Below are 25,256 nucleotides of genomic sequence, written 5' to 3'. Positions count from 1 at the left end.
GCGGGCGCCGTTTTTAACAGGTTGTTCATGCGTCGCCGCTAGTTTGTTGTCTTTCACAGAACTGTTCGATGAACGGACTTGTTGCATTAGAACAATAAGTCCCGATGGAACTTCGGGGGACCGTGTGAAGCGTTCGCTGTTCAATTGTGCGCACCCGTTTCGCCAGCGCTGGTCGATCGGTTGCCTGGCTGTCGCATTGTCGTGCGCTTCGCTGGCCGACGAGGCCCCTCCCGCCGCGGCGGGAGCCGAGACCCAGCGTCTGGTGGACATCAACGAGTACGTGGTACGCGGCAACACCGTGCTGGACAACCGCGCCATCGAGGCGGCGGTGTATCCCTTCCTCGGACCGCAGCGCAGCCTGGGCGACATCGAGGGGGCGCGCGATGCGCTGCAGGCCGCCTACCAGGAGAAGGGCTACCAGTCGGTCTACGTCGAGCTGCCGGAGCAGCAGGTGAGCGGCGGGGTGGTCTACCTGCAGGTCACCGAGACCACTGTCGGTCGCGTCCGGGTGGTCGGCGCCAAGCACTATTCGCCGGTGGAGTTGCGCGAGGAAGTGCCGGCCCTGGAGGAGGGCAAGGTGCCCGACTTCGCCCAGGTCCAGCGCGAGCTGGCGCAGGTCAACCGCACCCCCGGCCGCCAGGTGCTGCCGATGGTGCGCGAGGGCCAGCGGCCCGGCACCATGGACGTCGACCTGCAGGTGGAAGACAAGAATCCCTGGCACGCCAGCATCGGCCTGAACAACGACTACAGCGCCGACACCCGTCACTTGCGCTCGGTGGTTTCGCTGGGCTACGACAACCTCTGGCAACTCGGCCACGCCATCTCGCTGACCTATTTCACCGCGCCGCAGGACCAGGACAACGCCAAGGTCTGGTCCGGCTCCTATACCGCGCCGCTGAGCCAGCGCTGGAGCGTGCAGCTGTCCGGCTACCAGTCCGACAGCGACGTGGCCACGGTGGGCAGCATGAATGTGGTCGGCCAGGGCCATTCCTATGGCGTGGCGGCGATCTACAGCCTGCCGGTGACCGGCCTCTGGTCGCACTCGTTCTCCTTCGGCGTCGACTTCAAGGACTTCGAGGAACAGACCCGGATCGGCGGCAACAACGACAGGGTGCCGATCAAGTACGCCCCGCTGACCCTCGGCTACAACGGTTTCCGCTACACCGAACGTTCCCAGTTGGCCCTTGGCCTGAGCCTGGTGGCCGGTACCGGCAGTCTCCTCGGCTACGGCGACGACGACGAGGAATTCGACCGCAAGCGTTATCGCGCCAAGTCCGGCTTCGGCGTGCTCAAGGGCGATCTCAACCACACCCTGACCTTCGGCGGCGACTGGCAGGTGGCGACCAAGGCGGCCTTCCAGCTCGCCTCCGGGCCGCTGATTTCCAACGAACAGTTCGCCGCCGGCGGTGCCACCAGCGTGCGTGGCTACCTGGCGGCGGAGAACACCGCCGACGACGGCTATCTGCTCTCCCAGGAATGGCGTACGCCGTCCCTCGGACGCTTCCTCGGCAAGCGCGCCGGCGGCTACGTCAACGACTGGCGCTTCTACGTGTTCGCCGAGGGCGCGCAACTGCGCCTGCAGGATGCGCTGCCCGAACAGGACGACGACTTCAGCCTGGCCAGCGTCGGCATCGGCACCCGCGCGCAACTCGCCGACTGGCTGTCCGGCAGCCTCGACTGGGCCTTCCCGCTGCTGGAAGGGACGAACACCGACAAACACGACTCGCGCCTGCATTTCAGCGTGCAGGCGAGCTTCTGACGCTGACCCCGGAGTAACCCCACATGTATCGCTTATTGCTGACATCGCTGATCTGCCTGGGCCTGCTGGCCCCGGCCAGCGCCAGTGCCTGGTGGCAGGACGACTGGCAGTACCGCAAGCAGGTCTCGGTCGATACCACCCCGCAAGGCGCGGCGATCAACGAGAGTCTCGGTCGCCTGCCGTTGCTGGTGCGCCTGCATACCGGCAACTTCACCTTCGACGGGGTCAACGAGAACGGCTCGGACATCCGCTTCGTCGCCGCCGACGACAAGACCGTGTTGCGCCACCAGGTCGAGAGCTTCGACCCGCTGATGGGCATGGCCCTGATCTGGGTCGACGTGCCGCGGGTGGAGGGTGGCCAGCGCCAGGACATCTGGATGTACTACGGCAACGCCAAGGCGCCGGAGAGCGGCAACGGCCAGTCGGTGTTCGACCCGGACTACACCCTGGTCTATCACTTCGACGGTGCGCCGGGCACTCCGCCGCGGGACTCCACCGCCTACGCCAACAATGCGCAGACCGCCGCCGGCAGTCCGGTGGAGGGCGTCATCGGTCGCTCCGCGCAACTGCTGGGCCAGCCGCTGCTGCTGCCGGCCAGCCCATCGCTGGCGGTGAGCGCCGGTGGCACCTTCAGCTTCAGCGGCTGGGTGCGTCCCGACCAACTGGCCGGTGAACAGGTCCTGCTGTCGCGCCGCGAAGGCGGCAACGCCCTGTTGGTCGGCCTGGCCCAGGGCGCGCCCTTCGTCGAGCTGAACGGTCAGCGCGCTGCCGCCAGCCAGGCCCTGGCGCAGGGGCAATGGCAGCATCTGGCGCTGGTCGCCGACGGTACCCGGCTGGCGCTGTATCTCGGGGGGCGCGAAGTCGCCAGCCTGGCGGCGGCGCTGCCGGCGTTCAGCGGTGCGATCGCCATCGGCGCGGAAGGCCAGGCCGCGCCTGCGGTCGCCACCGAAGCGGCAAGCGGGGAAGGTGAGGCGAGCGCCGCGGCGCCGACCCTGCAACCCTTCCAGGGCGCCATCGACGAGTTGCGCCTGTCGAAGATCGCCCGCCCGGCGGCGCTGCTCCTCGCCGACGCCACCGCCCAGGGCGCCGAGTCGCGCCTGGTGGCCTACGGGGTCGACGAGAAGCAGTCCGGCTTCGGCTTCGGCAAGCTCGGCTTCCTGCTCAACGCAGTGCCGCTGGATGCCTGGGTGATCATCGCGATCCTGGCGCTGATGATGGTCCAGTCGTGGGTCATCATGTACCGCAAGAACCAGAACGTCGGCCGTGTCAGTCGCGCCAACGGGCTGTTCCGCGAGCGCTTCGCCGAGGTCGGCACGCGCCTGGAACTGCTCGCCGACGACCGCGAGCTGGCCGCCCGCCTGCAACACTCCTCGCTGTGGCGCCTGTACCAGGTGGCGGTGAAGGAGATCCGCACCCGCCGCGAGCAGGGCGCCGACACCTCTTCCGTCTCCGCGGCCACCATCGAGGCGATCCGCGCCTCCATGGACGGCGTGCGCACCAAGGAGAACCAGCAGCTCGGCTCGCGCCTGTCGAGCCTGTCCAACGCCATCGCCGGCGGCCCCTACATCGGCCTGCTCGGCACCGTGCTGGGGATCATGGTGGTGTTCCTCGGCACCGCCATGGCCGGCGACGTCAACATCAATGCCATCGCCCCGGGCATGGCCGCCGCCCTGCTGGCCACGGCCATGGGCCTGTTCGTCGCGATCCCCGCGTTGTTCGGCTACAACCGCCTGGTCACGCGGAACAAGGAAGTCAGCGCGGACATGCGGGTGTTCGTCGACGAGTTCGTCACCCGCCTCGCCGAGGTGCATGGCGAAAGCCAGCTCAGCGAAGTGGCCCATCGTCGCAACGGCCAGCCGTTGCCGGCCTGAGGAGAACGCCATGGCTTCCGTGAACAGCAGCCACGACGATGACGACGACGGCGCCGTCGACAGCATCAACATCACCCCGCTGGTGGACGTGCTGATGGTGGTGCTGGTGATGTTCATCCTCACCGCCACCGCCCAGGTCGCCGGGATCCAGATCAACCTGCCGAAGGCCAGTGCCACCGTGGCGCTGTCGCAGCCCAAGACCAAGGCGATCTCGGTGAACGACGCCGGCCAGGTGTTCCTCGACGCCTACCCGGTGACCCTGCCCGAGCTGGAGGACCGCCTGCGTACGGAGAAGGCCCTCAACCCCGACTTCCCGGTAGTGGTCCGCGGCGACGCCACGGTGCAGTACCAGAAGGTCATCGAGGTCCTCGACCTGCTGCGCCGCCTGGAGCTGTCCCAGGTCGGCCTGGTCACCGGCAAACCGACCTGAGGCCCGGGATGAACATGTCCGCCGATCCCAAGCACACCCCCGAGCCGAAAAATGCCGCGCCACTGTCCATCGACGGCCGCCCGGCGAACCCGACCCTGCGCTACCTCAAGTGGGGCCTCGGCGCGCTGCTGCTCGCCGGCCTCGCCTGGCTGGTCTGGGAGTGGGCCAACGACATGAGCGGCGTGCGCCGCGAGGCGCCCAAGGTGCCGGCGATCATCCCGCTGCCGCCACCGCCTCCGCCGCCGCCGGAAAAACCGCCGGAACCGGAGCAGCCGGTGGAAGAGGAAAAGATCGTCGAGCCGGAACCGCAACCCGAACTGGAGGAGGTCAAGCCGCAGGAGGAAGCGCCGCCGTCGCCGGCCGACGACCTGGCCGACCCGATGCAGATGGATGGCGACGCCCAGTCCGGCTCCGACGCTTTCAACATCGGCGCCGGCAAGGGCGGCGGGATGGCCGGTTCCGGCGGCGGTCGCGCCGGCAACGCCAGCTATAGCCAGTACCTGGCCTACGCCTTCCAGCGCCTGCTGCGGGACAACCCGGAGCTGCGCAACCTGGCGTTCCGCCTGCAGGCGGAGATCTGGCTGAGTTCCTCGGGGGATATCACCCGGGCCGAACTGACCCGCTCCAGCGGCGACCCCGAGACCGACCAGAAGGTGCTGGCCGCGCTGCGCGCCGCCGGCCGCCTGGAAGAACGCCCGCCGGCTTCGCTGACCCTGCCGGTGCGCATCGCCCTGCAGGGCAAGCGGCCGGGATGAGAAGACGCCAACCCAGAATGATTTCCGGCAGGCGACTGCCTTGAAGGACCTTAGGAGCCGTACACAGATGAACGCGAAAGTGAACCGACTGGCGCTGGGGATGGGCGTCATGCTCGCCGCGCTGGCCGGCCAGGCGCAGGCCCAGCCGCCGGCGCCCTCGGAGAACGCCACGATCAACCTGATCCGCCTGCTGGTACAGCAGGGCGTGTTGAAGAAGGAACAGGCCGATGCGCTGGTCAGGCAGGCCGAGGCCGAGGCGCAGCAGGCCCAGCAGGCGCGCCAGACCGTGGCGCCCGCGGCGGCCGTTGCCGCTGTCCCCGGGGAGGTCCGCGTACCCTATATCCCGCAGGTGGTGCGCGACCAGATCCGCGACGAAGTGAAGGCCGAGGTAATGACCCAGGCCAAGGCGGAGAATTGGGCGCAGCCCAACGCCTTCCCGGACTGGGCCTCGCGCATCAGCTTCGACGGCGACGTGCGCCTGCGCTACGAGTCGCGCTCCTTCGGCAACGGCAACAGCAACCAGATCACCGACTTCGCCGAACTCAACGACGACGGTCCCTATGACGTCAACCCGAATACCAGCTCGGGCCTGCCGCCGCTGCTCAATACCCGCGAGGACCGCGACAGCCTGCTGCGCCTGCGCGCGCGTTTCGGCCTCAAGGCGGCGCTGTCGGAAAGCTGGAGCGCCGGCATCCGCATCGGCACCGGTTCGGACAACAACCCGGTGTCGACCACCCAGACCCTCGGCGGCGGCTTCGGCAAGAAGGACCTCTGGCTCGACCAGGGCTACCTGACCTGGAAGCCCAGCGAGCGCCTGAGCCTGACCGGCGGGCGGATCGCCAATCCGTTCCTGTCCACCGACCTGCTGTATTCCAACGACCTCAACTTCGACGGCGTGGCGGCGATCTTCAACCAGCCGCTGAGCCGCGATGTCTCGCTGTTCGGCACGGTCGGCGCGTTCCCCGTGGAGTACAGCTCGGACACCGCCTCGTCGAACGGTTTCGACAAGGAAGACAGCGACAACAAGTGGATGTACGGCGCGCAATTGGGCGCCACCTGGAAGATCAACCCGCAGCACAGCCTTACCGGCGCGCTGGCCTACTACCGCTTCGACGATATCGAAGGGCGGCGTTCCAGCCCCTGCCGGCCCTGGGCCGGAGATCCGGAGTGCGACACCGACGGCAGCCGTCCGACCTTCATGCAGAAGGGCAACACGGTGTTCCTCCTGCGCGACATCGTGCCCAACCCGGCCGACCCGGCGAACACGCCGAACCCGCAGTACGTCGGCCTGGCCTCGGAGTTCAATCTGCTCGACCTGAACCTCGGCTGGGATGCCGAGCTACCCAACGACTTCAAGCTGCGGGTGGCCGGCAACTACGTGCACAACCTGGGCTACGACGAGGGCGACATGCGCAAGCGCGCCGGCGGTGTGGCGCAGATCGCCAACAACCTCGGCTCCGACGGCGACATCAAGAGCGGGGCGAACGCCTGGATGCTCCAGTTCACCCTGGGCAACGCCCTGGACATGCGCGACGCCGGCGACTGGCAGGTCTTCGCCGCCTACAAGTACATCCAGCCGGATGCCCTGCCGGACGGTTTCAACGATTCCACCTTCCACCTTGGCGGGACCAACGCCAAGGGCTACATCCTCGGCGCCAGCTATGGCTTCGACAAGCGCGTCTACGGTACCGCGCGCTGGCTCAGCTCCGACGAGGTCTACGGCGCACCGTTCTCCATCGACGTCCTGCAACTCGAGGTCAACACGCGCTTCTGAGCGCTCCTCGAGGCAGACCATGAAGAGGCAGACCATGAACACGCGACCTTTCTCATTACCGATCTGGGCCCAGGCGCTGCTCGCCGGGGCCGCCTTCGCCGCCTACGCCAGCCAGGCGGCCTACGCCGACAGCCTGGAGGAACGCCTGCGCGCCCAGTTGCGCAGCACCACCCAGCAACTCCAGGCGCTGCAGACCGAACAGGCCCAGGCCACCGCGGCGAAAGCCGCGCTGGAAAGCCAGCGCGATGCGGCGCTGGCCCAGGTCAAGCAACTGAGCGCCGAGCTGGCCCGGGCCAAGGGCCAGGCCGAGCAGCTCTCGGCCCAGCAACAAGGCTTGCACGACCGGGCGCGGCAGATGGTCGAGGCGAGCAACGAGCAACTGGGCAAGTACAAGCAGGCCTACGACGAGTTGCTGGTCATGGCGCGAGCCAAGGAGGCCGAGCGGCAGAAGCTCGACCTGGCGTTCCGCGAGCACGACCAGCAGTTGCAGCAGTGCACCGCGAAGAATCGGGAGATGTATGGCGTGGCCAAGGAGATCCTCGGCGCCTACGAGAACGTCAGCGTCGCCGAGGTGATGAAGATCCGCCAACCGTTCGCCAGCGGTGCGCGGGTGAAATTCGAAGAGATGGCGCAGAAGCTCGGCGACGACCTCTACAAGACCCAGGTCGAGAACCGCCAGGCGGCGCTCGCCCAGTGAAATCCGACAGCAAACCAGGAACCCGGACATGAACGACATCACCCTGATCGAACACCTTTCCGTCGACAGCCTGACCGAGGCCTTGCAGGACGCCGGCTACCGGGTCAACCGCAGCGAGCAGAACGGCGTCGTGCAACTGCTCAGTGCCAGCCAGGGAATCGGCTACGCGGTGCGCTTCGGCAATCCGGCGGCGACGCCGGCGAGCTACCTCGACTTCACCTTCAGCTGCGCCCTGCGCGTGCAGGGCGAATTGCCCGCCGGGCTGACCGAGCGCTGGAATCTCAGCCGGCGCTTCGGCCGCCTGTCGCAGCAGGGCGAGTTCCTGGTGATGGAAATGGACGTGATCGTCGCCGGCGGCGTCAGCCCGGCCAACCTGCGTAGCCATATCGAACTGTGGGATCGCCTGCTGCAGGAGTTCATCGCCTACCTGCGCGACTACAGCCGCCTGGCCGCGGAGCAACAGGGCATGGCGCAGGATGCCGGTCAACCCGTCGATGGCGAGGCCTGAGCCGATGCGGCCGGCATTTCGTTGCGGTGTCCTGGCGTTCGCGCTTGCCCTTCTCGCCGGCTGTGGCCAGCGCGAGGACGGCGGCGCGGGCCAGGCCCAGGCCGCGCTTGCCAAGCCATCTGCCAGCGCCGCCGCGGAGCCCGCGGTGGCCCGCCTCGGCGCCTTGCAGGTGGCGCCGGACGAACTGAAGGCGCTGCTGGCCGAGGTGCCGGCGGAAACCCGCGTGCAGTTGAGCGAGAACCGCGACGCGCTGGAGCGCTGGATGCGTGCGCGACTGGCCGAGAAGGCGCTCTACGAGCAGGCCAGCGCCCAGGACTGGCAACAGCGTCCGCAGGTGAAGACGCTGATCGATGCGGCGGCGCGGCAGATCGTCCTGCGTACCTACCTGGAGTCGGTGAGCACGGTGCCCGAGGACTACCCCAGCGATGCCGAACTGCAGGCAGCCTACCAGGCGAACAAGGCGCAACTGGCTGTACCGGCGCTGTACCGGGTCAGCCAGATCTTCATCGCCGCCTCTGCGGCCGGCGGGCTTGCCGAAGCGCGCAAGCGCGCCCAGGAACTCTACCGGCAGGCCGCGGACGGCGACTTCGCCGAACTGGCGCGCAAGCATTCCGACGACCCGCAGACCGCCCGCAACGGCGGCGACATCGGTGGGTTGCTGGCGCAGGCGCAACTGCTGCCGGCGATCCGTCCGGCGCTGGAACGGCTGAAGGTCGGCGCGGTGTCCGAGCCGATCCAGGGCGCCAACGGTTTCCACCTGGTCAAGCTGACCGAGCGTCGCGACGCCCGCCTCGCCACCCTCGACGAGGTCCGTGGTCGCCTGCGCGAAAGCCTGCGCGCGCAACGCCAGGAGCAGATTGCCAAGGCCTACCTGGATGGCCTGGTGAACAACGCTACCCTGAGCATCGACGGCGCGTTGCTCGGCAAGACCCTGGCGGAACTGCACTGATGGACGGCATCCCGGAGGCCAGGCGTGGGCCGCGCGCGAGCCGCTGGCGGCACCTGCGCAGTTGGCTGTTCGGCGAGCCCGAGCGGTTCCGCGACGAACGCCAGCGGCTCTGGGGCGCCTATGCCGCATGGCTCGGCGAGCAGGTCCAGCAGCGCCTGGGCGAAGACGCCGAAACCGCGCCGCGGCTGCTGGCCTTCCTGGAGTCGCGGCGCGCGGCGGGGCAGTTGCCGAATACCGACATCGACCTGCGGGTCTGGCTCGACGAACGCGGCTGGATCGTCCGTCTCGCCTGCCTGCGCAGCGACGCCGAGCCGATCGAGAATGAACTGCGGCGCGCGCTGATGGACCGTTCGTTGCGCCTGCCGCCGCCGGAACACATGCCGCAGCCGATCGAACTGCGGATTCGCCTCATGCCTGGACGCTAGCGAGGAAGCATGGCCCTATCGGAGTCCGCCGGGCAGCGCCCGGCACTGCTCAGGCCCGCGCAGGGACGCGACGACCGTGCCTATTGGCACGAGCTGTTCGGTTCTCTGGAGGTGGTGCATTTCTTCCTGGTCACCGCCCGTTGCGGCTGTTTCATGCAGGCTGCGCGCAGCCTGGACGTCAAGCCGACGCTGCTGCGCAAGACCCTGGCCCGGCTCGAGGAGCGCCTCGGCCTGCATCTGTTCGTGCATGAGGGCAACGCCCTCTCGCTGACCCGCGAGGGCCGCATCGTCCAGGCCGCCGGGCAGCGCCTGGTCGAGGACAGCCAGAGCCACGCCGATCTTCACCGGCAACAGCCGCTGGTGGGCCTGGCGGTGGCCGAAAGCGTCCTGCACGATGTGCTCAGTCGCGAGCTGTGGGGCTACCTGCGCAAGAACGCCAACCTGCGCGTAGCCCTCGCCGAGTTGCGCGAGGGCTGGCCGGAAAGCGCAGGGCCGGCGGAGATCGCCATCTGGATCGCCGATCCGGGGCAGCCGCATCCGCCGATGGAAGGCCACTTCGCCGCACCGGCGCGCATCGCTGAGCTGGAGTACCAGCCGCACATCGGCAAGCGCTATTCGCGCGAGCGCACGCGGCCGGCCAGCGAGGACGAGCTGGACGACTACCTGCTGGCGCAGCTCCACGGCCAGGCCGCCAGCGCCGCCCTGGCACCCTGGAACCGGCGGGTGGCGGCTCGCCAGTCGGGAGTGATCGAGGTACAGAGCCACGACCTGCTGCTACAGGCGATCCTCTGGGGCGCCTGCATCGGCCTGCTGCCGCATTACGCCGGACGCCTGGAGCGCAACCTGGCGGCGTTGCCGCAGGTCTTCGACGAGCCGATGCGGCGGGAAGTCTGGATGAGCGTGCAGCCGGAAGCGGAGAACCGCGTGGAGGTGCGTGCCTTGCTCGATCTGATCGAGCACGCCTTCGACGATCGGCGCGACTGGTTCGGACGCTGACCTTGCGGGCTTGACGGCGGTCGCCATAGCCGACACCGTTTCGCCACGGAACGGTTGACGGAAGGTACGCGATGACGGAGCGGCATTGGCAGGGCGAGGTCTGGCTGGCGCGGGACCACGCGCTGTTCGCCGGGGTCAACGGCGATACCCGCGAGCACGCGCACTATGCCCACCAGTTGCTGCTGGCGGAGACGCCGCTGCGGGTGCGCGTCGCTGGCCAGGTACTGGAGGCCCGGCGCTTGCTGGTGCCCTCGCTGCAAGCCCATTGCGTCGAAGCGTCGCAGCCGTTGCTGGCGCTGTACGCCGAGCCGCTGGCGTTCGACAGCGACGACCTGCGTCAGCTTCTCGAGGACGCTCCCGGCGAGCCCGAGGCGTTGCTGGGGCGGCTTGCGCGGCTGCCTCGTCGACGGCTCGACCGCCGCGTCGAAAAGGCCCTGGCGGCGCTCGACGAGCAACTCGCGGCGCGGGTCGAGGCGGAAAGACTGGCGCGCAGCGCCAGTCTTTCGCTGAGCCAACTGGAGCGGCTGTTCGCCGTCCAGGTCGGCCTGTCGGTACGCCGCCTGGTGCTCTGGCGCCGCCTGTACCTGGCCTTCGCCCTGGCCTTGCAGGGGCGCAGCCTGACCGAGGCGGCCCATCACGCCGGCTTTGCCGACGCCGCGCACCTGTCGCGCAGCGTACGCAGCCTGCTCGGTATCCGCGCCGGCCTGTCGCTGCCGCACCTACGCCTGGCCGGCTGAACGCCCCAATCCTTCCGGCGGCTGTGGGACGTGCCTGCTGCGTGGCAGGTCGCGGAATGGCGCGAGCAACTGGCCGGCATAGTCGCGGGGATAGTCAGGCTGGTCGCCGATGCCCATGTCGGTGCTGTCCAGGCGGTAGTCGGGACGATGGAGGGCGGTGCCGAGCAGGCGGTCCCAGACGCTGAAGAACAGCGCGAAGTTGACGTCGCCGGCGCGCCCGTAGCGGATGTGGTGCAGGCGATGCAGCGGTGCCCAGGCGAACACATGGCGTAACCCGCCGATGCGCATGTCGACGTTGCTGTGTTGCAGCAGCAACTGGATGCCGATGGCGAAGGCGAGCAGCGCGGCGACCGTCTGCGGCACGCCGAGCAGCAACAGCGGCAGGGTGCCGCCGAGCGCTTCCAGGCCCAGGTGCAGGGGATGCTTCATCAGCCCGTTGAAACCGTACAGGCGCTGCACGCTATGGTGCACCGCGTGCAGCCGCCAAAGCAGCGCCGAACGGTGGCTGGCGTAGTGCACCAGGGTGATGCCGAGATCGGCCAGGACGATCGCCAGCAGCAGTTGCAGCCACAGCGGCCAGGCCTGCGGCCATACCGGCCAGAAGCCCAGGACTCCGGCCAGCAGTGGCAGGGCGAGGATGCCAAGTGCGTTCAGGCTTTCGTTGACCGACGCGTGCAGGACATCGCGCAGGCGGTCGGCGTGCGGCCGGTTCCAGCGTGGCTGGTAGGGCAGTCGTCGTTCGGCGAGAAAGGACAGGCCGAGCGCCCCGAGGAACAGGGCGACCAGCCAGGCGTGGGAAGCTTGGCGATAGCCGACCTGCCAGGTCGCCAGGCCGATGAAGCCGGACCAGAAGAGGGGCGCGTAGGCGTAGCGCAGGAAGAACTGCATGGTGGGACCTCCGGATGAATGAGGTCCCCAGCGTCGCTCGCGACAGGCCGGCGGCGCTTGAACGAACCGCGCAAGTTCTCAGTCGCGCAGCACCAGCGGCGCGCCTCCCATGTCCCCGCGACCCGGCCAGGTCTCGCGGGCCAGCCAGGCCCCACCCAGGCAGACCAGGTTGGCCAGCAGCAGGTAGCCCAGCGGCGACAGCGGATTGCCGGTGACGCCGATCAGCCAGGTCACCACGATCTGCGCGGTGCCGCCGAACGCGGCGACGCCGGTCGCATAGACCAGGGAAAAACCGGTGGAGCGCAGCGCCCGGGGGAAGCTTTCTACCAGCAGCACGATCAGCGCCGCGCCGCTCATGCCATGCAGGGCCGAGAGCAGGGCGAGGACGGCGAGGAAGACTGCCGGCTCGGGGTGACGGGTCATTGCCTGCAGTGCCGGGAACAGCACCGCGAGCAGCGCCAGGCGCGGCAGGATCAGCACGGCGCGGCGCCCGTAGCGGTCGCAGAGCACGCCGCCGAGCAACGCCGAGAGCGCCAGTGCGGCGCCGGCGACCAGCGTCGAGAGCATCGCGATGCCCGCCGGCAGGTGTAGCTCGGTAAGGGCGAAGGTGGTCATGTAGTTGAGGAAGTACTGGGTGATGGTGCTTCCGGAGAGGATCAGCAGGCCGAGCAGCAGGGCCCGCCGATGATTGCCGAACAATTCGCCGAGAAGGCTCCGGGTGCTGGCCTGGCGGCCGCGTCCGGCAAAGGTCTCGGCCAGGTTGAGGCGGATGTACAGGCCGATCGGCAGGACCAGCAGGCCGGCCGCGAAGGGAATCCGCCAGCCCCATTCCTGCAGTTGGCGCTCGTCGAGCCAGAGGGTGAGCAGGTAGCCCATCAGCCCGGCGGCGACCGCCGCGATGCCTTGCGCCACGACCTGCCAGCAGGCGTAGGTGCCGCGCTTGTGCGGCGGTGCCGCCTCGAGGATGTAGGTGGTCGCCGGCCCGGCCTCGCCGCCCCAGGCCAGGCCTTGCAGCAGGCGGGTCAGCACCAGCAGCAGCGGCGCAGCCGGGCCGATGCTGTCGTAGCCGGGGAGCACCGCGATGCCGCCGGTGCCCAGCGCCATCAGGAACAGGGTAAGGAGCATCGCCGGCTTGCGCCCGGCGCGGTCGGCGTAGGCGCCGATAAGGATCGCGCCGAGGGGGCGGATGATGAAGCCGACGCCGAACGCGGTGACCGACAGGAGCAGGCTGACGAAGGCGCTGTCGGAGGGGAAGAAAGTCCGTCCGATCATCACCGCGAAGGTGGCATAGACCCCGAAGTCGAAGAACTCCACGGCGTTGCCGAGGACCACGGCAAAGACGCTGCGGCGGCTGGCCGGATCGGCGGCCGCCGGGGGACGGGTGGGGGAGCGCATGGCGAAGGCCCTCTCGGAGTGACGACTGAAACACTCAGGCCTGGAGCCGAGCGACGAGCGGCCGCCGGCTTCAGTCAGCCGGCGGCCGGGGCCAGCCGTGGATCGGACCGCGCCAGCCTTCGTAGGTCTTGCCGATGCGCAACAGCCAGGTATCGGCGAAGCGCGGCGCGACCAGTTGCAGGCCGATCGGCATGCCGGCGGCCGTGAAGCCGCAGTTTATCGAGAGCGCGGGCTGTTCGCCCATATTCCACGGCACGGTGAAGACGATGTGCTCGAACGGCCGCTGCGGATCGTTCAGCGGCGAGGCCCAGTCGGCGGGGAAGGCCTCGACCTGGTTGGTCGGCGTCAGCAGCAGGTCGATCTCGCCGAACAGCTGGGCGGCGCGCCGGCGCATCTCGAAGGTCTGGTTGAAACCGCGCACCGCATCGACCCCGCTGACCCGTGCGCCGCCCTCGGCCCAGGCGTGGACATAGGGCAGCACCCTGGCCCGCCGCGTCTCGTCGAGGAGCAGCAGTTCGCTCCACAGGCGGGCGCGCCAGAAGTCGTTCAGGCCGTCGAGCAGGCTCCGGTCCATCAGCGGTTCGACGATCCTGAGCTGGGCGCCGTGCTCCTCGAACAGCTGCGCTGCGGCCTTGATCGCGGCGCGGATTTCCGCGTCGGGCTGCAGGCCGCAGCCGGGGTCGAGTTGCAGGCCGACCCTCAGGCCGCGCACCGACAGCGGCTCGGCGCTCCAGTCCAGCGCTTCCGGCGGCAGGCTGGTGGCGTCGCGGGCGTCGGGCTGCGCGAGGTAGCGCATCAGCAGCAGGCAGTCGTCCATGCAGCGGGTCATCGGACCGGCGCAGCGACCGGTGTAGTAGGGGTCGATGGGGATCCGCCCGAGGCTTGGCTTGAAGCCCACCAGGCCGCACCAGCCCGCCGGCAGTCGCACCGAGCCGCCGATGTCGGTGCCCAGGTGCAGCGGTCCGTAGCCGGCGGCGGCCGCCGCTGCCGCGCCCGAACTGGAGCCGCCGGTATTGTTGGCCAGGTTCCAGGGATTGCGGGTGACTCCGTGGAAGCTGGAGAGGCCGGATGAGAGCATGCCGAAGTCTGGAACCGTAGTCTTGGCCAGGACGATCGCGCCGGCTTCGCGCAGCCGAGCGGCCGGTGGCGCGTCGCAGGGCGCGGGTTGCAGGGCGGTGGCGGCGCTGCCCAATGGGATAGGTTCGCCAGCGGTGGCGATCAGCTCCTTGATGGTTACCGGCAGCCCGTCCAGCGGGCCTTTGGGCTGTCCCTTGCGCCAGCGCTCGGTGGCCGCCGCGGCCTGTTCGCGAATCCGTTGCGGGTCGAAGCGATACAGCGCGTTGAGATGCGGTTCCCAGCGCTGGATGTGGGCCAGCAGATGCTCGTAGTACTCGCTGGGCGAGAGTTCCCGGCGGGCGAACAGTGCCAGCAGGCGGGTTCCCGGAAGGTCGTGCAGCGCGGTCATTCAAGCTCCCTCGAAGAACGGCCGCGGGCGTCAAGCGGCCGGCCTACCCGTTGTCGGGCGGCAATTCGAAACCAAGGTGTATCGGGGAGGTATAGCCCATGCACGACGAATCTTCGCGGTGACGGACTCAGCTCTCGTGATGGAGAAGGAAGCGCTTCAACCGGCGGAAGGTGGTACGGTTCCACTGCCGCAGCGGCAGCGAGCGGAGTAGTTGCCAGGCATGCCGCTTGTCCGCGACCACGGCGTATTTCAGGGCCTTGTTGACCAACTCCGTGCGGCCGCGCTCGTAGGCGGGATGCGACTGGTAGGGCGCGATGGTGCGCAGGTCGGCATCGAGCAGCACCTTGTAGCGCCGCGACAGGTTGTCGGGGTGGCGCCGGTAGCGGGTGACCAGCACCGGCAGCTTGTGGATCTGGTAGCCCTGGCTGGCGATGCGCAGGGTCATCTGGAAGTCCTGCACCTTGATCTCGGGATCGTAGAAGCCGGCTGCGCGCAGGGCCTCCATGCGGTACAGGGACACCGGGGCGCCGCAGACGTAGGCGTTGCCGAGCAAGTAGTCGAAGTCCAGCTGGCGGATGCGATTGCCGTTCTGCCGCTTGGTTTCCTGGCCTTCGCTGTCGATGTAGATCACCAGGGCGCCGACGCAGCCGACCTCCGGGTGCTGGTCGAGGTACGCGGCGCGCACGCTCAACGAGTGCGGCAGCATGATGTCGTCCAGGTCCGGCGTGGCTACGTAGTCGCCGCGGGCGTGTTGCAGACCGAAGTTCAGCGCTGCGCTGACGCCCTGGTTCTGCTGGCGGTAGAGCTGGAAACCGTGGACTTTCTGCAACTGCTCCAGCATGGCGTAGCTGTTGTCGGTGGAACCGTCGTCGACGATGATCACTTCGAAATTCGTGTAGTCCTGCTCGTAGATGCTGCGCAGGGCTTCTTCCAGGTACTTTTCCGCGTTGAAGCAGGGCGCTACGACGGATACCAGCGGGGTGTCCGTCGTGCCTGAGTGCTTGCTGGAAGTGGCTTCTTCAATCATGTGTCGTTCTTGTCACTCGTCTTGCCCGGTAGCCGTTCCAGGGGGCCGTCGGTCATGAAGTCCTGCGATCGGTGCGCGGCACGGGCTGGCGGAAATACAGCGTTTCGCTCCGCCGGTACGGTCGCTGGAGTAGCTCTGGCACGCATGCCTGGATGGCCAGGCATCGCGACAGTACACCGTTGGAAGCATAGAGGGTAGGCCATCGGGCCCGAGAAAAATCCTCGACCTCCTTCGTCCAACCGTCAGGCCGTGGCCTGGCGCTGTTTCCAGTGCCGGTACAAGGCGGGGATGTCCCCGGCGCACAGCAGCGGCATGGCTGCCTCGATATCGGCCAGTGGCCAGTCCCACCAGGCGATTTCCAGCAGGTTCTGGATATCGCCATCGGAAAAGCGCTTACGAATGGTCCGGGCCGGGTTACCGCCGACGATGGCATAGGGCTCGACATCGCCGGTCACCAGCGCGCGGCTGCCGATGATGGCTCCGTGGCCGACCCGTACGCCGGGCATGAACATCGCCTCGGTACCGATCCAGACGTCATGGCCGATCAGCGTGTCGCCCGCTGGCTGATAGCCGTTCACGGCGCCGGCGAAGGCAGGCTCTTCGTGCATGAAGTGGAAGGGGAAGGTCGACGCCCATTCGGCGCGGTGTCCCTGGTTGCCGGCCATGATGAAGGCGGCGCCACTGCCGATCGAGCAGAAACTGCCGATGACCAGCTTGTCCACGTCGTCGCGGTCCGGCATCAGGTAGCGGGCGCAGTCGTCGAAGGAATGCCTGTGATAGTAGCCGGAGTAGTAGCTGTAGCGCCCCACCCGTATGTTCGGGTTGCTGACCTGTTCCGAGAGCAGCTTGCCCCTGAAGGGGCTCTCGAAATAGTTGCCCATGACCGTCGTCCCTGTCCGTCGAAACCGCCAAGGGTAGCGCCTGGTGGGATAGCGGGCCAGCCTGGCGTGACGGCTGGCAGCCGCGTCGGCGTTCAGCAGGCCGGACTGCTGAACGGCCAGGCCTGGAAAGGCTCCGAATAGTGCCTGCCGTGACGGAAGGCGAAGGGGAGTGCGTTGGCTTGTTGGTGCAGTTCCTCATTGTCGACGTTGAGGCAAAGCATCTGGATGTCCTGTGCCACCAACAGCCGGTTCAGGTACTCGATGCTCTTGCGCTGGCGCAGGTTACGCGTCAGCGGGCCGGGGGCAAGCAGGCGCGCGTCCAGGCCCAGGTAATCGCAGAGGCCGGCGTCGACCTCGGCGAAGCACTGGCGAGCGTCGGTATCGATGCGTTGCGGGTGCAGCGCGATGCGCACGCCGCTGTCGCGTAGCCGGGCGAGGGACGCCAGGTACTCCGCCGAGGCGGGTTCCTGCTCGTCGATGGCCAGCAGCAGGCAGAGTTCGACCTGGTGCTGCTGCAATTGCCTGGCCGAGGCCAGGATCCGCTCGCAGACCCCGGCGTTGCCCAGGCTGCTGGCATGCAGGGGAATGAAGTTCTTGCCGAGCAGTTCGAGGTCGGTGTTGTGCCGGTGCACGCACAGGAGGCGCGCCAGCAGGTGCTTGACCGCCGCCTCAGCAAGCAGCGGCGGTGCGCCGGAAAGGAAGGCCGACAGGTCGACGCGCTGGCGCCGTTCGCGCAGGGAGAGCTTGCTGCCGACCAACGCGCCGTTCCTCGCATAGATGCCATGGGCGAAGAGCTCGAATCCGTCGTTCGCATCACGGTTGCCGAGGCAGAGCCATTTCAATGGCGGGGGCGTTCTGTCTGTCGCAGTCATAAGTGATGGCTCTATGGGCAAATCTCGCCAAGGCGCTCGGGCATGGAGCCCGCACGCAGGGTTGAGGGGTATCTAGCGGAGACGACCCTACCTCCCACGAATCAAGGTCTTTCGTCGGAAAACCCAGGGGGCAGGTAGGGGATCGGCTCGGCAATCGGCCGCCGAGGGTACTTCCGGTGTCGCCGCCAGGCCTGGTTGGTGGCGGCTTTTTCTCTGGTCTGTGCAGTGGTTCCGCTGTTACCGATTTTTCCGAGTGCGTTTGTGTTGCGGCATCGATCGTTGGCGTCAGTCGGCGCCGATGCTGTCGATGAAGCCCTGGATCAGCGGCGAGGCTTGCTGTTTGCGCCAGACGAAATGGATATCGCTGGAGTCCAGGCCGGCTACCGGTTCGGCATGGAAACCCCGTCGCGTGGAGGGCATGCGTGCAACGAAGCTCTCCGGCACGCAGGCGAAGCCGAGACCGGCCTCGATGCAGGCGAAGAGGCTTGGGTAGGACTCGATTTCCAGGGTTGCACGCGGCTGGATACCGCTTTCCGCCAGCCAGCGGTCGACCTGGCGGCGGTAGTGGCAAGTGTGGCCGAACACATAGAGTTCGAGGCTGGCGAGGTCCTCGGGAGTGGGCGCCGGCAGGTTGGCGGGAGTGACTCGCAACAGGCGCTCGCGGAAGGCCAGGCGGCTGGCCAGCAACGGGTGTTCGATGGGGCCGTCGGCAACGATCAGGTCCAGCTCTCCCTCCATCAGCAGACGCTCGAGCAGCAGCGAATGCTCGGGGCGGATGTGCAGTTCAACGCCCGGCGACTCGCGGCGGTAGCGGGCCAGGCGCTGGGGCAGATGATTGGCCAGGGCCACGTCCAGTGCGCCGACCCGTAGCGCGCCGTGCGCCTGGTCGCCGGCGAACAGCGCAGCGGTCTCGTCGGCCAGCGCCAGCAGGCGCGTGGCGTGGCGGTACAGCAGGCGGCCCTCGGGGGTGACCAGCAGGCGATTCCTTTCGCGATTGAACAGGGCTACGCCGAGTTGTCCTTCGAGTTCGCGCAAGCGGGTAGTGATGTTCGACGGCACGCAATGCAACTGTTCGGCCGCGGCTGCGATGGTGCCGCGTTCGACCACCGCGCAGAAGAATCCGAGTTGGGAGAGTTTCACATAATTCTCTTTAAGTGAGTGCTTTGCTGATTATTGATTACTTTTAATGAGTGAAAGGCCACCCTAGCATGGACCTCGCGATCGCTTCCAACCCCATTTCACGAGGAAAGATTCCATGACCTACCACGTACTGGTTCAGTTCGACGTTCCCTCCGACAAGCGCGAAGCGTTCGCCGCGGCAGGCCTGTTCGATGCCAATGGCTCGTTGCAGAATGAACCGGGCACCCTGCGCTTCGAGGTGATCCGCGACGAGAACAACCGCAACCGCTTCTACCTCGACGAGGTGTACGAAGACGAGGCGGCGTTCCTCCAGCATTGCCGCAACGAAACCATCGCGCGCTTCTACGAACTGATCGACAGCTATGCCTTCGGTCCGCTTTTCCTGTTCAAGGGCTACCGCGTCGAGGGTTGATTCCCGCTCCGGCGGCTCGCCGCCGGATTCCACGGAGAATTTCCATGCGAATCCTGCACAGCATGCTCCGCGTGGCCGATCTCGAGGCCGCGCTGGAGTTCTACACCCGCGCCCTGGACATGCGCCTGCTGCGGCGCCGGGACTATCCCGAAGGCCGCTTCACCCTGGCCTTCGTCGGCTACCAGGACGAGCGCGCGGCCGCTGCCCTGGAGTTGACCCACAACTGGGACCGGGACGGCTACACCCAGGGCGACGGCTACGGCCACCTGGCCATCGAGGTCGAGGATGCCGCCGTCACCTGCGCCCGGGCCAGGGCGCTGGGCTATCGGGTCACCCGCGAGGCCGGGCTGATGCAGCACGGACGCAGCGTGATCGCCTTCCTCGAAGACCCGGACGGCTACAAGGTGGAACTGATCCAGAAGGGCACCCAGTTCGATTGAGCCCGCGACCAGGGGGCGACATAGCGGCTGCTGTCGTTCCGGCTCAGCCGCTGGCGTCGAATGCGGCGTGGAAGGCCACTATTCCTTGCGCCATGCGCCCGCTGAAGGACTGTGCCTGGAAGTATTCGGCGGGAACGCCGGGCAACGCCAGGCCGCTTTCCACCCGAAAGCCGAAGCGCGAGTAGTAGGTCGGTTCGCCCAGTACCACGCAGCCACCCGCGGGCAGCAGTCGCAACTCGGTGAGCAGGCGCCGGACCAACTGCGAACCGAGACCCTGGCGCTGTCGCCCGGGCGCCACCGATAGCGGCGCGAGGCCGTACCAGCCGCCCGCTTCGCCATCGATGGTCACTGGTGAGGCAGCGATATGGCCGATCACCTGGCCGTTCGCTTCGGCCACCAGCGAAAACGTCAGCGCGCCGGCACGGCGCAGGGCATCGACGATGTACTGCTCGGTATGGCTGCTATGCGTTTCGTTGCGGAACGCGGCTTCGGTCAGGCGGGCGATGGCGTCGATGTCGCCGGGCGTCTCCGCACGGATGGAAATATTCATGCAAGCACTCCTCGGAACCCCCGCCTTGTCCCGGCGGGGGCAATGGAAAAGGAAGGGGGTCAGCGATTGTCCGCCTGCGGGCGCACGGCTTTCAGCCCGGCCATGGATATCCGGTAGGGCCTGCCCTGGCGGGAGTGGACCAGGCCCTTGTTCTTCAGCCTGGAGAACACCGCCAGGGTGCAGTCGAGCAGCAGATGGCCGTCGCGGTTGTAGCACTCGACGCGGGTGATCTTGCCCGAAGCGTCGCGAAGGAAGGCGATATGGCCGCCCTGGGCCAAGGCGTGAAGCGTCCGTTGTTCCGGCTTGGAAACGTTCATGTCGGTAGAACCTGTAATCATCGGTATGACAACGCGGCCGCACGGCGCGAAAAGGCGCGTGCGAGCCATGGCGAAGGCAGATAACCGGCGACACCTCGTGCGGGATGACGAAGTGGCGGTTATCGGATGACTACTATCTCCAACATGCAAGCCTCGGATCGGGGAGGGCGCAGCCACGAAAGCGTGCTGCGATGCGGCAGTCTAACGAAGCTGGCGAAGCGACGGCAAGGAACTGCCTGCGTCGCCATGCCGCTGTGCGACGCTTGCGCCTTTGTGAGGGAGTTCGCCTCGCCCCGCGGCGGTCCGCGCTTTCATTATCGGGGGAGGCGGGAGGTATCCATGTTTCGCACGGCGCTGACGCTGTTCATGTCTTCGTTGGCAATTCCTGCCCTCGCCTCGATGAGATGCGGCACGCATCTGGTGGACGAGGGCGACAGCGTCGAGCAAGTCCTGGAAAGGTGCGGGCAACCGCTGAGCAGGATCGTCAACGAGCCTGCCCTGCGCAACAACGGCGTGCCCAAGTTGAATGCCGCACGCACCGAATTCTGGGTGTATGGCCCCAGTGGAGGCGTCTACCGACACTTGCGCTTCATCGATGGCAAGCTGGTCGAGATTCGGCTCGAGCGGAAGTGATACGAGGCTGTTGAGGAGTTATTCCTACAGATAATTACTAATTTGCTGCGGAACACCGTGAAAGAGCGCTGAGCGAGAAGACGAGCCGGGTGCGGGCCCAGGTGGATGCGTCTTCTGTCGTGTAGGAATTGCCCGATATCGGGCGGCGGGGCGGAAGGTTGCGGGCCACCCTGATCGCATACCTGAAAAGTTGGCGGCGTAATCTCCGCGATTTTCAGGCGAGGACGCGTCGTGTTGAAGTTATTGGTCGTGGTTGCTTCCCTGTTCATCGGCGGAGGCATGGCCATGGGAGAGCCCGGGGGGGCGGATGGGTCTTCCGCTGTCGCAGCGGTCGATCCGGGAGCGAACCCCGAAGCGCAACTGGACGGGGAGCCTCAGGAGGTCAGCGAAGCGCCGGCCTATCGCGTGGATGACCTCACCTTCCTGTACCTCACCCATGAGGTCTATCTGGAACCCTACGTTTCCTGCCGTCCGAAAGTCCTGGGCGAACGTTCGTACGTCGCCTGCTGGAACGAAACCTACTCCGGCCGCTCCCCGCTGAACTTCTGGGAATACGACGGGGGTGACTTCCTCGCCCTCAACGACCCGGCACGTGTGTTGGCCGAGGGAAAGTTCGCCAGCGAGCAGCACATCGGCGAAGCGCCCCTGCCGCTGCCTCTGGATATCGATCTGGACCAGTTGGAACGGGCCTACTCGCTGATGATGTAAGGAAGAGGAACCTTCCGGCTGCGCCTCCGCCGAAATCCAGGGGGCGCTTCCGATCTTTCCTGGGCTTTACGCGGTAAAGCCTGAAAACAGAAAGCCCCTGGCACTGGTTGGTGTCAGGGGCTTTTGCATTGGGATCTGGAGCGGGCGAAGGGAATCGAACCCTCGTCATGAGCTTGGGAAGCTCAGGTAATGCCATTATACGACGCCCGCTCGGATGGCTTTTGCGGCCAGGGCGCCTTTTTACCAGATGCGCGGCGGCAGGTGAAGCCCGGGGCGGGGTTTTTGTTGATTTCGCTGGGTTTTTCCGCCAGGGGAGCGGGGCTCCCCGTGGCGGTGGCGGTTAGCTGGCGAGGGCGGCGAGGGGGACGCTGGCGCCGTTGGGCTGGGGGCGGTAGATCGGGTTGAGCGGCTGCGTGCGCTGCGGGCGGAGGAAGGCCAGCAGGGCGTCCTGGGTCTGCTGCCAGGCGGCCTTGTGCTCGACGTCGATGAAGTGGCCGGCATTGCGGATGGTGTGGAATTCCGCGCCGCGGATCAGTTGGCCGAACTGGCGGGCTTCGTGGGGCGTGGTGTAGATGTCCAGCTCGCCGTTCATGAACAGCACCGGGATCTCGATGCCGGCGAAGCTCTCGGTATAGCTATCGGCGTTCAGGCGCAGCACTTCGCGGATATGGAAGTGCATCTGGTGGTATTCGTGCTCGTCCAGGCTGCTGACGTGGCGGAAGTTGTAGCGCTTGAACAACTGTGGCAGGTAGCGGCCGATGGTTTCGTTGACCAGGTTGCCGATCTGGGTGCGATCGCAGGCGGCGAGGTAGTCGAGGCCGCGATGCAGGTAGTCGAGCATGGCCGGGTTGAGCTGAGGCGAGAATGAGTTGACCACCGCCCTGCGGATCCGTCCGGGACGTTGCGCCAGGGCCAGCAGGGTGGCGACGCCGCCCCACGAGAACGACATCACTACCTCGGCACGGAAGCGTTCGATCAGTTCCAGCAGGATCCTGGCCTCGCATTCCTTGCTGATCGGCGTGTGGTTTTCGTTATGGGGTTTGGACTGGCCGGCATACGGCTGGTCGTAGAGCACCACGTTGTAATGCGGCTGCAGGTACTTCACGGTCTGGGCGAAGGACGCTGTGGTCGACAGCGAGCCGTTGACCAGGATGATGGTCTGCTGCGCCGCGGGGTTGCCGTAGAACTCGGTGTGAATCCTGTATTGCCCGTGGATCTCGATGATGGCTGTTTCCGGCCTCATGTCGCTTCCTCCTGGAATCGTTCGATGGGAACGCGGCGACCTGCTTGTCGCGGCGAATACAAAATGCTCATGGGCAGATGAAAGCGCCTCCCAATGACAGTTGAATGTCATTCGGATGGATTTGTTAAACTTTTGATTTTCAACGACTTACAGGCAAATAGAGAGCGTCCGAAATCCTCTCGGATTTTGGCGAAGCGGCTATTGGCCGGGCAGGAAAGGCCGGCGCCGAAGCGCGGGCAGTCACGCGGGCTTTCTTGGAAGTCGTTTGTGACTGGTCAGTCACAACGTGAGCGTCAGTTAAGCAGCCGGCGTGCCGGACTGCAAGCCCTGTTTCGCTTTTGGATGGGGGAAGGGGGGCTGGAATCCGACGAAATGCCGCGAGGCAAGTACCGATGCTGCGATTTCGGGATGCCGGGAAGGAAAGGGACGGCGCGGCCGCCGCCCCGGCGGTTCATTTGAGCAGGCTGGCGATGACTTCCGGCGTACGCGCCGCACGTGCCACGGCGCAGCTCTGCGGGGCGAGGAAGCGCGAGGTCTCCAGCCACTTCGGCTGCGGATAGTAGGCGAACACGTAGCTGCCGCGCTTGAGGGTGTTGATCAGCCGGGCCGCCACGGCCGGGCGTACCGCAGGGCAGCCCTGGCTGCGGCCCAGGCGACCGAGCCCGGGAACCACCCTGGGATCGGCGTAGGCAGCGGAATGCATGACGATGGCGCGTTCTTCGCTCTTGTCGTTGAAGCCCGGCTCCAGGCCAACCAGGCGCAGCGACTGACCATGCTTGCCGGTATAGAGCTGGCCGGTCTGGAACAGCCCGATCGACGACTGGTAGCTGTTCGGCCGGTTGGAGAAGGAGGTGGCAAGGTCATCGCCGCTGTTCTTGCCGTGGGTCACCCACTCTTCGAAGAGCAGCTTGCGGGCCTTCAGGTCGAATACCCAGAGACGCTTGTCGCGCGACGGCCGCGAGTAGTCGATCACCGTCAGCAGGCCGTTGTCGCCGCCCTGGCTGGCACTCGCGCAGGCATAGGCGGTAAGGGCCAGTTCGAGGGTCGGCAGGCTGGCCTGGGGAGCGAGTTTCTGCAGGTCCTTGGCGGAGGGAAGTGGCATGGCGAATACCGGCCCGCTGGCCAGTGCGCAAAGGGTGGCGCCCGCCAGGCTCAGCCTGCGCAGGGCGGCACGGAGGAAGGTTGGCATACGAGCAGTATTCCCATCGGTTCAGTGTGGTTTTTACCGGATGAGAGGCATTGTGCTCGATTTTTGAACAACTTGCCGACTACTTTTTAAGCGATTTCGTCGGATTGTTCGGTGTTTCCGTGGCGATCACCGTGAAATCGGAGTCGCTGTGGGTGTCCCGGGTCGAGGCCCAGTCGGTGATCACCAGGGTGCTGCCGACGTCCATGGCACCGAGCATTTCGCGGACGAAGGTCGGGTCCATGCGGATCTTGCCCAGTTGCTCGGAGGGTGTCAGGCCCTGTCCCGGGTTGCTCACCTGGACCACCGACCAGCGCAGGTTCGGCGAGGTCTCGCTGATTTCTTCCGGGGTCGGCTTTTCCAGCAGCGAGAACACCGCCATGCCGGTCTGCGGGCGTGCCGGCAACTGCACCGGCGCGGTGCCGATGCGCTGGCCGCCGCGATAGACATAGGCGCGCTGGTCGGCGCGGCTGATCAGCACCGACAACGGACCGCGTTCCGCGCCGGGGTCGTTCCAGGCGATTTCTCCGGGCTCCACCGGCAGCGTCACCGGTCGCCCGTCCGCTACCGTCGGTGCCAGCAGGCCGGGGTGGTCGACTTCCTTCGGCGCGCTGCTGGCGTTGGAAATGATTACCGTGGTGGAGCTGAATCCGGTGATGCCGTAGAGTTTCTTGGCGAACGCCATGGGCAGGCGGATGCAGCCGTGGGAGGCGGGATAGCCGGGCAGGTTGCCGGCGTGCAGGGCGATGCCGTCCCAGGTCAGGCGCTGCATGTAGGGCATGGGCGCGCTGTTGTAGAGGTCGGACTTGTGGTCGACGCTCTTTTGCAGGATCGAGAACACTCCGGTCGGGGTCTCCCGGCCCTTCTTGCCGGAGCTGAGGGTGCTGACCCCGATGGCGATACCGTTGCGGTAGATGTAGGCCTTCTGTTCGGTAAGGCTGACCACGATGGTCACTGGTCCCTGCGGGGAAACCTCCGGGTACCAGAGGTACTCGCCGGGCTTCATGCTCTTCAGCCGCGCCTTGATGTCGGCCGGCGGCAAAGGCGCGTTCGCTGGGCTGGCGGGCGCCGCGTGGAGGCTGCCGACGGCGAAGGCCAGCAGCAGTACGGCAAGGGATTTTTTCATTGGCGCTTTCTCTTGCTCCATGCGGGAAAGGCTGTCGCTCCGACAGATGCCATTCAGCTTAGCGTCGCTCGC

27 protein-coding genes and 1 tRNA gene are annotated in these 25,256 nt (G+C 66.8%); 15 read left to right on the top strand and 13 right to left on the bottom strand.

Annotated features, from left to right (window positions below; genetic code table 11):
* Positions 1–124: 124 nt before the first annotated feature.
* From LE197_RS19985 to LE197_RS19935, 11 genes are all read left to right on the top strand, one after another.
* Complete coding sequence (locus LE197_RS19985) at positions 125–1,759, top strand: ShlB/FhaC/HecB family hemolysin secretion/activation protein (protein ID WP_003116531.1); 1,635 nt, start codon at positions 125–127, stop codon at positions 1,757–1,759.
* 23 nt (positions 1,760–1,782) lie between these two features.
* Positions 1,783–3,630, top strand: coding sequence for a DUF2341 domain-containing protein (locus LE197_RS19980; RefSeq protein ID WP_003085365.1), 1,848 nt, complete (start codon positions 1,783–1,785; stop codon positions 3,628–3,630).
* Between the two features lie 10 nt (positions 3,631–3,640).
* Positions 3,641–4,060, top strand: coding sequence for an ExbD/TolR family protein (locus LE197_RS19975; RefSeq protein WP_003085366.1), 420 nt, complete (start codon positions 3,641–3,643; stop codon positions 4,058–4,060).
* 8 nt (positions 4,061–4,068) lie between these two features.
* Positions 4,069–4,815 (top strand): energy transducer TonB, encoded by a 747-nt coding sequence (locus LE197_RS19970; protein ID WP_003098450.1) that lies wholly within the window; start codon positions 4,069–4,071, stop codon positions 4,813–4,815.
* A 67-nt stretch (positions 4,816–4,882) separates the two neighbouring features.
* Positions 4,883–6,589: a putative porin gene (locus LE197_RS19965; RefSeq protein WP_003145785.1), complete on the top strand. Its 1,707-nt coding sequence runs from the start codon at positions 4,883–4,885 to the stop codon at positions 6,587–6,589.
* Between the two features lie 34 nt (positions 6,590–6,623).
* Positions 6,624–7,286, top strand: coding sequence for a hypothetical protein (locus LE197_RS19960; RefSeq protein ID WP_003085372.1), 663 nt, complete (start codon positions 6,624–6,626; stop codon positions 7,284–7,286).
* A 28-nt stretch (positions 7,287–7,314) separates the two neighbouring features.
* Positions 7,315–7,794, top strand: coding sequence for a YbjN domain-containing protein (locus LE197_RS19955; protein ID WP_003085375.1), 480 nt, complete (start codon positions 7,315–7,317; stop codon positions 7,792–7,794).
* 4 nt (positions 7,795–7,798) lie between these two features.
* Positions 7,799–8,743 (top strand): peptidylprolyl isomerase, encoded by a 945-nt coding sequence (locus tag LE197_RS19950; protein ID WP_003145782.1) that lies wholly within the window; start codon positions 7,799–7,801, stop codon positions 8,741–8,743.
* A complete protein-coding gene (locus tag LE197_RS19945) occupies positions 8,743–9,168 on the top strand; it encodes a hypothetical protein (protein WP_003110838.1) in 426 nt (141 codons plus the stop codon). Before LE197_RS19950 ends, LE197_RS19945 begins: the two co-directional genes overlap by 1 nt.
* A gap of 9 nt (positions 9,169–9,177) precedes the next feature.
* Complete coding sequence (locus tag LE197_RS19940; protein ID WP_126605034.1) at positions 9,178–10,164, top strand: LysR family transcriptional regulator; 987 nt, start codon at positions 9,178–9,180, stop codon at positions 10,162–10,164.
* A 71-nt stretch (positions 10,165–10,235) separates the two neighbouring features.
* The gene (locus LE197_RS19935) at positions 10,236–10,901 is read left to right on the top strand and encodes a helix-turn-helix transcriptional regulator (protein WP_003116524.1); all 666 of its coding nucleotides are present in this window, start codon (positions 10,236–10,238) and stop codon (positions 10,899–10,901) included.
* Here LE197_RS19935 and LE197_RS19930 read toward each other — a convergent pair.
* From LE197_RS19930 to LE197_RS19900, 7 genes are all read right to left on the bottom strand, one after another.
* Positions 10,884–11,789, bottom strand: a complete 906-nt coding sequence (locus LE197_RS19930) for a sterol desaturase family protein (RefSeq protein ID WP_003085391.1) — start codon at positions 11,787–11,789, stop codon at positions 10,884–10,886. The genes LE197_RS19935 and LE197_RS19930 overlap by 18 nt on opposite strands.
* A gap of 78 nt (positions 11,790–11,867) precedes the next feature.
* Complete coding sequence (locus LE197_RS19925; protein WP_012614489.1) at positions 11,868–13,184, bottom strand: MFS transporter; 1,317 nt, start codon at positions 13,182–13,184, stop codon at positions 11,868–11,870.
* Positions 13,185–13,254: 70 nt separating this feature from the next.
* Positions 13,255–14,649: an amidase gene (locus LE197_RS19920; protein ID WP_003145770.1), complete on the bottom strand. Its 1,395-nt coding sequence runs from the start codon at positions 14,647–14,649 to the stop codon at positions 13,255–13,257.
* A gap of 127 nt (positions 14,650–14,776) precedes the next feature.
* Positions 14,777–15,676 carry an alpha-1,6-rhamnosyltransferase gene (gene migA, locus LE197_RS19915; RefSeq protein ID WP_003145769.1) on the bottom strand — a complete coding sequence of 300 codons (900 nt, stop codon included), beginning with the start codon at positions 15,674–15,676 and terminating at the stop codon, positions 14,777–14,779.
* Between the two features lie 242 nt (positions 15,677–15,918).
* On the bottom strand, positions 15,919–16,557 hold the full coding sequence (gene catB, locus LE197_RS19910) for a type B chloramphenicol O-acetyltransferase (RefSeq protein ID WP_003145768.1): 639 nt from the start codon (positions 16,555–16,557) through the stop codon (positions 15,919–15,921).
* 92 nt (positions 16,558–16,649) lie between these two features.
* Positions 16,650–17,429 carry a toxA transcriptional regulator ToxR gene (gene toxR, locus LE197_RS19905; RefSeq protein WP_003120800.1) on the bottom strand — a complete coding sequence of 260 codons (780 nt, stop codon included), beginning with the start codon at positions 17,427–17,429 and terminating at the stop codon, positions 16,650–16,652.
* Positions 17,430–17,714: 285 nt separating this feature from the next.
* Positions 17,715–18,569 carry a LysR family transcriptional regulator gene (locus LE197_RS19900; RefSeq protein WP_003145767.1) on the bottom strand — a complete coding sequence of 285 codons (855 nt, stop codon included), beginning with the start codon at positions 18,567–18,569 and terminating at the stop codon, positions 17,715–17,717.
* Between the two features lie 115 nt (positions 18,570–18,684).
* Between LE197_RS19900 and LE197_RS19895 the strand changes: the two genes are divergently transcribed.
* Both LE197_RS19895 and gloA read left to right on the top strand, forming a co-directional pair.
* Positions 18,685–18,981, top strand: a complete 297-nt coding sequence (locus LE197_RS19895) for a putative quinol monooxygenase (RefSeq protein ID WP_003085421.1) — start codon at positions 18,685–18,687, stop codon at positions 18,979–18,981.
* A gap of 44 nt (positions 18,982–19,025) precedes the next feature.
* Positions 19,026–19,421 carry a lactoylglutathione lyase gene (gene gloA / locus LE197_RS19890; RefSeq protein ID WP_003112706.1) on the top strand — a complete coding sequence of 132 codons (396 nt, stop codon included), beginning with the start codon at positions 19,026–19,028 and terminating at the stop codon, positions 19,419–19,421.
* Positions 19,422–19,464: 43 nt separating this feature from the next.
* On the opposite strand, the gene LE197_RS19885 is transcribed toward gloA, so the two are convergent.
* Both LE197_RS19885 and LE197_RS19880 read right to left on the bottom strand, forming a co-directional pair.
* On the bottom strand, positions 19,465–19,971 hold the full coding sequence (locus LE197_RS19885; RefSeq protein WP_003145766.1) for a GNAT family N-acetyltransferase: 507 nt from the start codon (positions 19,969–19,971) through the stop codon (positions 19,465–19,467).
* A gap of 59 nt (positions 19,972–20,030) precedes the next feature.
* Positions 20,031–20,288 carry a YjhX family toxin gene (locus tag LE197_RS19880; protein ID WP_003085431.1) on the bottom strand — a complete coding sequence of 86 codons (258 nt, stop codon included), beginning with the start codon at positions 20,286–20,288 and terminating at the stop codon, positions 20,031–20,033.
* A gap of 339 nt (positions 20,289–20,627) precedes the next feature.
* Here LE197_RS19880 and LE197_RS19875 point away from each other — a divergent pair, with 339 nt between their 5' ends.
* Both LE197_RS19875 and LE197_RS19870 read left to right on the top strand, forming a co-directional pair.
* Entirely contained in the window at positions 20,628–20,921 is a 294-nt protein-coding gene (locus LE197_RS19875; protein ID WP_003085435.1) for a DUF2845 domain-containing protein, read from the top strand.
* Positions 20,922–21,152: 231 nt separating this feature from the next.
* Positions 21,153–21,629 carry a hypothetical protein gene (locus LE197_RS19870; RefSeq protein WP_025270870.1) on the top strand — a complete coding sequence of 159 codons (477 nt, stop codon included), beginning with the start codon at positions 21,153–21,155 and terminating at the stop codon, positions 21,627–21,629.
* A 136-nt stretch (positions 21,630–21,765) separates the two neighbouring features.
* Here LE197_RS19870 and LE197_RS19865 read toward each other — a convergent pair.
* The 4 genes from LE197_RS19865 to LE197_RS19850 form a co-directional block, all read right to left on the bottom strand.
* Positions 21,766–21,839: transfer RNA gene (locus tag LE197_RS19865), tRNA-Gly, on the bottom strand.
* 130 nt (positions 21,840–21,969) lie between these two features.
* Positions 21,970–22,872, bottom strand: a complete 903-nt coding sequence (gene phaG, locus LE197_RS19860; protein WP_003098365.1) for a (R)-3-hydroxydecanoyl-ACP:CoA transacylase — start codon at positions 22,870–22,872, stop codon at positions 21,970–21,972.
* A 451-nt stretch (positions 22,873–23,323) separates the two neighbouring features.
* Complete coding sequence (locus LE197_RS19855) at positions 23,324–24,061, bottom strand: murein L,D-transpeptidase catalytic domain family protein (protein ID WP_003085453.1); 738 nt, start codon at positions 24,059–24,061, stop codon at positions 23,324–23,326.
* 79 nt (positions 24,062–24,140) lie between these two features.
* Positions 24,141–25,184: a L,D-transpeptidase gene (locus LE197_RS19850; protein ID WP_023109150.1), complete on the bottom strand. Its 1,044-nt coding sequence runs from the start codon at positions 25,182–25,184 to the stop codon at positions 24,141–24,143.
* Positions 25,185–25,256 lie beyond the last annotated feature (72 nt).

The sequence above is a fragment of the Pseudomonas sp. PS1(2021) genome (assembly GCF_020405165.1).
Taxonomy (GTDB): domain Bacteria; phylum Pseudomonadota; class Gammaproteobacteria; order Pseudomonadales; family Pseudomonadaceae; genus Pseudomonas; species Pseudomonas aeruginosa.
Note: the sequence above shows the minus strand (reverse complement) of the source record. Positions and strands in the feature narration are given on the sequence as shown.

What these genes read in the sequence shown, in the direction of transcription:
- LE197_RS19950 (WP_003145782.1), top strand. Translation starts at nt 7,799, where the DNA reads ATGCGGCCGGCATTTCGTTGCGGTGTCCTGGCGTTCGCGCTTGCCCTT.
- LE197_RS19895 (WP_003085421.1), top strand. Translation starts at nt 18,685, where the DNA reads ATGACCTACCACGTACTGGTTCAGTTCGACGTTCCCTCCGACAAGCGC.
- LE197_RS19970 (WP_003098450.1), top strand. Translation starts at nt 4,069, where the DNA reads ATGAACATGTCCGCCGATCCCAAGCACACCCCCGAGCCGAAAAATGCC.
- LE197_RS19945 (WP_003110838.1), top strand. Translation starts at nt 8,743, where the DNA reads ATGGACGGCATCCCGGAGGCCAGGCGTGGGCCGCGCGCGAGCCGCTGG.
- LE197_RS19925 (WP_012614489.1), bottom strand. Translation starts at nt 13,184, where the DNA reads ATGCGCTCCCCCACCCGTCCCCCGGCGGCCGCCGATCCGGCCAGCCGC.
- LE197_RS19850 (WP_023109150.1), bottom strand. Translation starts at nt 25,184, where the DNA reads ATGAAAAAATCCCTTGCCGTACTGCTGCTGGCCTTCGCCGTCGGCAGC.
- LE197_RS19965 (WP_003145785.1), top strand. Translation starts at nt 4,883, where the DNA reads ATGAACGCGAAAGTGAACCGACTGGCGCTGGGGATGGGCGTCATGCTC.
- LE197_RS19920 (WP_003145770.1), bottom strand. Translation starts at nt 14,649, where the DNA reads ATGACCGCGCTGCACGACCTTCCGGGAACCCGCCTGCTGGCACTGTTC.
- LE197_RS19885 (WP_003145766.1), bottom strand. Translation starts at nt 19,971, where the DNA reads ATGAATATTTCCATCCGTGCGGAGACGCCCGGCGACATCGACGCCATC.
- LE197_RS19960 (WP_003085372.1), top strand. Translation starts at nt 6,624, where the DNA reads ATGAACACGCGACCTTTCTCATTACCGATCTGGGCCCAGGCGCTGCTC.
- toxR (WP_003120800.1), bottom strand. Translation starts at nt 17,429, where the DNA reads ATGACTGCGACAGACAGAACGCCCCCGCCATTGAAATGGCTCTGCCTC.
- LE197_RS19975 (WP_003085366.1), top strand. Translation starts at nt 3,641, where the DNA reads ATGGCTTCCGTGAACAGCAGCCACGACGATGACGACGACGGCGCCGTC.
- LE197_RS19855 (WP_003085453.1), bottom strand. Translation starts at nt 24,061, where the DNA reads ATGCCAACCTTCCTCCGTGCCGCCCTGCGCAGGCTGAGCCTGGCGGGC.
- gloA (WP_003112706.1), top strand. Translation starts at nt 19,026, where the DNA reads ATGCGAATCCTGCACAGCATGCTCCGCGTGGCCGATCTCGAGGCCGCG.
- phaG (WP_003098365.1), bottom strand. Translation starts at nt 22,872, where the DNA reads ATGAGGCCGGAAACAGCCATCATCGAGATCCACGGGCAATACAGGATT.
- LE197_RS19930 (WP_003085391.1), bottom strand. Translation starts at nt 11,789, where the DNA reads ATGCAGTTCTTCCTGCGCTACGCCTACGCGCCCCTCTTCTGGTCCGGC.
- LE197_RS19980 (WP_003085365.1), top strand. Translation starts at nt 1,783, where the DNA reads ATGTATCGCTTATTGCTGACATCGCTGATCTGCCTGGGCCTGCTGGCC.
- LE197_RS19875 (WP_003085435.1), top strand. Translation starts at nt 20,628, where the DNA reads ATGTTTCGCACGGCGCTGACGCTGTTCATGTCTTCGTTGGCAATTCCT.
- LE197_RS19940 (WP_126605034.1), top strand. Translation starts at nt 9,178, where the DNA reads ATGGCCCTATCGGAGTCCGCCGGGCAGCGCCCGGCACTGCTCAGGCCC.
- LE197_RS19955 (WP_003085375.1), top strand. Translation starts at nt 7,315, where the DNA reads ATGAACGACATCACCCTGATCGAACACCTTTCCGTCGACAGCCTGACC.
- LE197_RS19880 (WP_003085431.1), bottom strand. Translation starts at nt 20,288, where the DNA reads ATGAACGTTTCCAAGCCGGAACAACGGACGCTTCACGCCTTGGCCCAG.
- catB (WP_003145768.1), bottom strand. Translation starts at nt 16,557, where the DNA reads ATGGGCAACTATTTCGAGAGCCCCTTCAGGGGCAAGCTGCTCTCGGAA.
- LE197_RS19935 (WP_003116524.1), top strand. Translation starts at nt 10,236, where the DNA reads ATGACGGAGCGGCATTGGCAGGGCGAGGTCTGGCTGGCGCGGGACCAC.
- migA (WP_003145769.1), bottom strand. Translation starts at nt 15,676, where the DNA reads ATGATTGAAGAAGCCACTTCCAGCAAGCACTCAGGCACGACGGACACC.